Annotated in this window: 5 protein-coding genes and 1 pseudogene; 4 read left to right on the forward strand and 2 right to left on the reverse strand. The window is 62.3% G+C overall.

Annotated elements, in window-relative coordinates; translation table 11 throughout:
* Positions 1 to 162 (forward strand): annotated as a pseudogene (locus AACR77_RS11595) (enoyl-CoA hydratase); the annotation flags it as partial.
* 2 nt (positions 163 to 164) lie between these two features.
* Here AACR77_RS11595 and AACR77_RS11600 read toward each other — a convergent pair.
* Both AACR77_RS11600 and AACR77_RS11605 read right to left on the reverse strand, forming a co-directional pair.
* Complete coding sequence (locus AACR77_RS11600) at positions 165 to 593, reverse strand: DUF2753 family protein (protein ID WP_041211008.1); 429 nt, start codon at positions 591 to 593, stop codon at positions 165 to 167.
* An 85-nt stretch (positions 594 to 678) separates the two neighbouring features.
* Positions 679 to 1,386, reverse strand: a complete 708-nt coding sequence (locus AACR77_RS11605) for a ParB-like protein (RefSeq protein ID WP_010672858.1) — start codon at positions 1,384 to 1,386, stop codon at positions 679 to 681.
* A gap of 174 nt (positions 1,387 to 1,560) precedes the next feature.
* Between AACR77_RS11605 and AACR77_RS11610 the strand changes: the two genes are divergently transcribed.
* From AACR77_RS11610 to AACR77_RS11620, 3 genes are all read left to right on the forward strand, one after another.
* Complete coding sequence (locus AACR77_RS11610; protein ID WP_042881582.1) at positions 1,561 to 3,165, forward strand: peptide ABC transporter substrate-binding protein; 1,605 nt, start codon at positions 1,561 to 1,563, stop codon at positions 3,163 to 3,165.
* A gap of 110 nt (positions 3,166 to 3,275) precedes the next feature.
* Positions 3,276 to 3,575: a hypothetical protein gene (locus tag AACR77_RS11615; protein ID WP_010672856.1), complete on the forward strand. Its 300-nt coding sequence runs from the start codon at positions 3,276 to 3,278 to the stop codon at positions 3,573 to 3,575.
* A 151-nt stretch (positions 3,576 to 3,726) separates the two neighbouring features.
* A partial coding sequence (locus AACR77_RS11620) for a methyl-accepting chemotaxis protein (RefSeq protein WP_042881584.1) occupies positions 3,727 to 4,629 on the forward strand: 903 nt, incomplete at its 3' end.

Raw genomic sequence — 4,629 nt, forward strand, 5'->3', positions numbered from 1 at the left:
AAGCCGCCGATGGCGCTCCAGAAGAGCAAGGCGCTGCTCAAGCAGGAACTCAAACAGGCGGTGCATTTCGTCATCGACCTGGAAGCGCGCGCTTTCGCCCAGGCCCTCCAAGGGGAAGAGGCGCAAAGCCGCATCGCCAACAAGCTGCAAAAACGGCGCTGAACTCAGTTGAGACGGAACCGGCCTATCAGCTCGCAGCCCTGCACCCTGTCCTGCACCTGGATAAGCCGGGCAATCTCCGGATTGGGGTGGCGCTTCAAGAAGGAGAGCAGGGCGGCGCGGCAGCAGCCCAGCTCACTGATGAGGGATTCGCACTCCCGGTTGGGGCACTGGGGCACCAGGGCGGTGACCAGCTCGGAGGCGAGCTTGAGGTAGCGCAGTTCATAGGCGGGCTCTTCCATGGCACGCCAGAAATCGGCCATGCGGTGACAGGTGGCGACCCGCATGCTGGCCAGTTCGTCCAGATCCCCGGAGGCCAGCTCATACACTTCCCCCAGGGCCTGCTGATAGAGGCAGATCGCCGCGCCCAGAGCCCCCATGCCAAGGGCATTCTCCGCCTCCAGCATGTAACGTTGCCAGTTCTGATGTTCCATGTTCCTCTCCTTTGCCGACACGAGTGGAGTTTGTATCATGGCCAATCGAGAACAAATATCAACCAGACCCTTTGTGCAGGATCCCTCAACCCGCCGTTCTGGGCTGATTGACGCGACACTGCTTGCCGGGGTAACCAGGCAGATCCGACGCCTTGCTGCTGCACGCCAGCCGTTTGGCTTCGGCGAGGCGATCTGCGAGGTTGACCTCATCGATCGGCTGCCAGGCCATCTGCTGGCCGAGCCAGCTGGCCCAGGCAAACTCGACGAAGTAGACCTGATCCTTCTTGCTGAAGTAGCCCGCATCCTGCAGCAGCCCCGCCAGGGTGCGGTAGGGGTAATCCGGCAATTCACCGATATGACCGGGCAACTGCTCGGGAGTCAGGGGTTGACCCCGTTCATCCTTGAGCCAGGCCCAGTGGTTGTTCTGCATCTGGCTCCAGAAATTGGCCCTGTCCTGCAACCGTGCAATCACCTTGACCCTGACCTGCTTCACCCCCTGCTGCCACAGCGCCTTGGTCAGGTGGTGCCTGTCCACCAGCCAGTAACCCCCATCCGGCGCGATGACGATGGGGATCTCTTTCTTTTTCATCAGCTTGTCGAGCTGCTTCTCGCTCTTGTCCGCCAGCTCCCGGGCAGTGGTATCCACCTGCAACTGCCCCACGCCGCCCTGGGTGGGGTGCAGCGCCTCTATGTTCACCTCGCACCAGCTTCCCACCGGGCTGCTCTTCTCGCACGGGGACAACGCCCAGGCGCCCTGGCTCAGCACGCAGGCCAACAAGATCCATGCTCTCATCATTCTCTCCTTTTCCTGGCGCTCACGGCGCCCCTTCGTTGACAGCCGCATCGGATATCAATGGGACTCATGCTGGCGGTCTGACCAGCAAAGGGGATATCATGATTTCCCATCTGCCGGCGATGCATTCTCGCCGAGTTTTCTCCCCGCTTCACACATTTTGAAGGATTCACCATGAAAGGATGGAGCCCCCTGCTGGCCCTGCTGGGCTGTGCCTGCGTCCAGGCTGCCGATGTGCCGCCCGGTACCCCACTCGCCGCCGAACAGGCCGTCGTCCGTCATCTCAAGGATGAACCGGCGAGCCTGAGCCCTCTCAAGCTGGTGGGACTGCCGGAGCTGCAGGTCCTCAGAGACCTTTACGAGGGGCTGCTGACCCAGGGGCCGGACGGCAAGGTGCTGCCCGGGGTGGCCGCGAGCTGGGAGAACAAGGACAACCGGCAGTTCACATTCCATCTGAGGCAGGATGCCCGCTGGTCCAACGGCGATCCCGTGCGCGCCGCCGACTTCGTCTATGGCTGGCGCAAGCTGGTTGACCCCAGGGAAGCCGCCACTTTCGCCTGGTTTGCCCAGCTCGCCCGCTTCGACAAGGTGGACGACATAGTGGCAGGCAAGCTGGCCCCCGATGCGCTCGGGGTGGAGGCCGTCGATGACCATACCCTGAAGGTGACCCTCTCCCAGCCGGTGCCCTATTTCCTGAGCCTGCTGACCCATCCCAGCCTGTCGCCCCTGCACCAGGCCAGCATGGAACAATATGGCAACCAGTGGACCCAGCCCGGCAAGCTGGTGGGCAACGGCGCCTTCGTGCTGAGTCACCGGGTGGTGAACGAGAAACTGGAGCTGACGCCCAATCCCTACTACTGGGATCGCGCCCACACGGTGCTGACCCGCGTCACCTTCGTGCCCATCAACCAGGAGAGTGCGGCCACCCACCGCTATCTGGCCGGGGATCTGCACATCACCGAATCCTTCCCCAAGGAGCAGTACCAGAGCCTGATGGCCCAGATCCCGGGGGAGGTCTATACCCCGGAACAGCTCGGCACCTACTACTACGCCTTCAACACCCAGCGCCCGCCCCTCAATGATGTGCGGGTGCGCCAGGCGCTCTCCTACACCATCGACAGGGGCCTGATTGCCGACAAGGTACTGGGCACCGGGGAGAAACCGGCCTACCACTTCACCCCGGACGTGACCGCCGACTTCGACCCCAAGCCCAATCTGCTCTCCACCAGCAGTCAGCAGGCGCTGGACGAGCGTGCCAGAGCCCTGCTGAAAGAAGCGGGCTACGGCCCAAGCAATCCCCTCAAGCTGACCCTGCTCTACAACACGGCGGAAATTCACAAGAAGATGGCGCTGGCCATCGCCAACCTGTGGAAACAGAAGCTAGGGGCCCGGGTCGAGCTCACCAACCAGGAGTGGAAAACCTATCTCGACAGCCGTCAAAGCGGCCAGTTCGAGGTGATCCGCTCCTCCTGGGTCGCCGATTACAACGACCCCTCCGCCTTCCTCGGGCTCTGGGGATCGGGCCACAGCGGCAACATGGCCCGGTTCGCCAACCCGGCTTACGACAAGCTGCTGGCGCAGGCGGCCAACAGTCAGGATCCCGCAGAGCGGGCCCGCCTGTTCGATGAGGCCGAGGCCATCTTGCAGAAGGAGGCCCCCATCGCCCCCATCTACCAGTACACCAATGCCCGGCTCATCAAGCCCTGGCTCAAGGGGTATCCCATCAACAACCCGGAAGACGTGGCCTACAGCCGTCAGCTCTACCTCGTCAAACACTGAGTCCGGGGAGGGGTCGGGACATCTGACCCCTCCTGGCACTGTTCCTGTTCAAGTTCCCGGCATAAAATGCCGCCTCTTTTCATTCATCAACCCCGTGATCCGATCCTGCCATGCGTGCTCTGCTCCTGATTGCCCTGTTTGTTGCCCTTCCCGCCAAGGCCGCCGATGAAACCGAATGCCGCCAGGCCTTCCTCGAATGGATGTTGAGCCAGCAGAAGCAGTTCAGCGACCGCAAGGCCAGCAAGATGGAGCGGCGCAATGCCGAACGAGCCATCGATCAGGCCCGGGATGCCTTCGCCAAGCAGGAGAGTTTCTGCCAGGCCATGGCCTGGGTCGCCAGCGCAGAAGACAATGACCCCCGCTTCAAGCCGAGGACGGGGGAGATCCACGACTTCACTCCCCGCGGCTGAGCCGCCATCTACGACTTTTTTCAGCCTTTCCCGTGTTGATTTATTGACCCAAGCCAAGGTGGTGTAACAGTCCGCATCTACAATGACGCCGTAACAATCACAAAAATAAAAAATAATTTTATCAGTTACTTGGCTCATTCAGGATGCGCACATGACCACAACCCGGCACGAAGGGGAGATCCGTTTCCCCGATCACATATCACTGATCTCGACCACGGATCCCGCCAGTCACATCACTTATGCCAACCAGCACTTTTGCGATGTGGCGGGCTACAGCGCGACCGAAATGGAAGGGGAGCCCCACAATCTGGTCCGCCACCCCGACATGCCCAAGGCCGCGTTCGCCGACATGTGGCGCCGCCTGCAACAAGGCAAGAGCTGGATGGGGCTGGTAAAGAACCGCGCCAAGAGTGGTCAGTTCTACTGGGTCAACGCCTACGTCACGCCGATTCTCAACGATCAGCAGCAGATCATCGAATACCAGTCTGTCCGCACCCGTCCCCAGGATCACGACATCGCCTGGGCAGAGCAGCTCTATGCCCGGATCCGTGACGGCAAGGCACTGCCCTGGCTGACCCGGCTGACCCTGGAGCCGGGGCAGCTGTGTCTGCTGCTCTCTGGCACCGCCCTGCTCGGCATGGGGGCCAGTCTGGTCACCGGCCAGCCGGGGTGGGGAGTCATCACCCTGCTCTGCTTGCTGGCCCAGATGGGGCATGGCTGGCATCTGCAACGGCGGCTGGCCAGACTGCTGGCCATGGCGGGCGAGGAGCAGGGCAGCGCCCTTTGCCAGGTACTCTATGCCAGGCGTCAGGACAGCCTGGCCGCCCTTGAACTGCTGCTGCGCATGAAGAAGGCGGAGCTGCGCGCCGTGGTGGGTCGCAGCGCGGACACCAACCAGCAGATCCTGCAGGCGGCGGAGGATGACAGGGGGCATATCCAGACCATAGACACCCACCTGCAACAGCAGCGGGCCCAGAGCGAGCAACTGGCGGCGGCCATCACCCAGATGAGCCAGTCCATCCGTGATGTGGCTGACAATGCCCACCAGGCCAAT

It is taken from the genome of Aeromonas sp. ZOR0002 (assembly GCF_963866995.1).
GTDB classification, from domain to species: domain Bacteria; phylum Pseudomonadota; class Gammaproteobacteria; order Enterobacterales; family Aeromonadaceae; genus Aeromonas; species Aeromonas caviae.

Excerpts from the sequence above, each read along its gene's own strand:
- AACR77_RS11615 (WP_010672856.1), top strand. The coding sequence starts at position 3,276 with ATGCGTGCTCTGCTCCTGATTGCCCTGTTTGTTGCCCTTCCCGCCAAG.
- AACR77_RS11605 (WP_010672858.1), bottom strand. The coding sequence starts at position 1,386 with ATGAGAGCATGGATCTTGTTGGCCTGCGTGCTGAGCCAGGGCGCCTGG.
- AACR77_RS11610 (WP_042881582.1), top strand. The coding sequence starts at position 1,561 with ATGAAAGGATGGAGCCCCCTGCTGGCCCTGCTGGGCTGTGCCTGCGTC.
- AACR77_RS11600 (WP_041211008.1), bottom strand. The coding sequence starts at position 593 with ATGGAACATCAGAACTGGCAACGTTACATGCTGGAGGCGGAGAATGCC.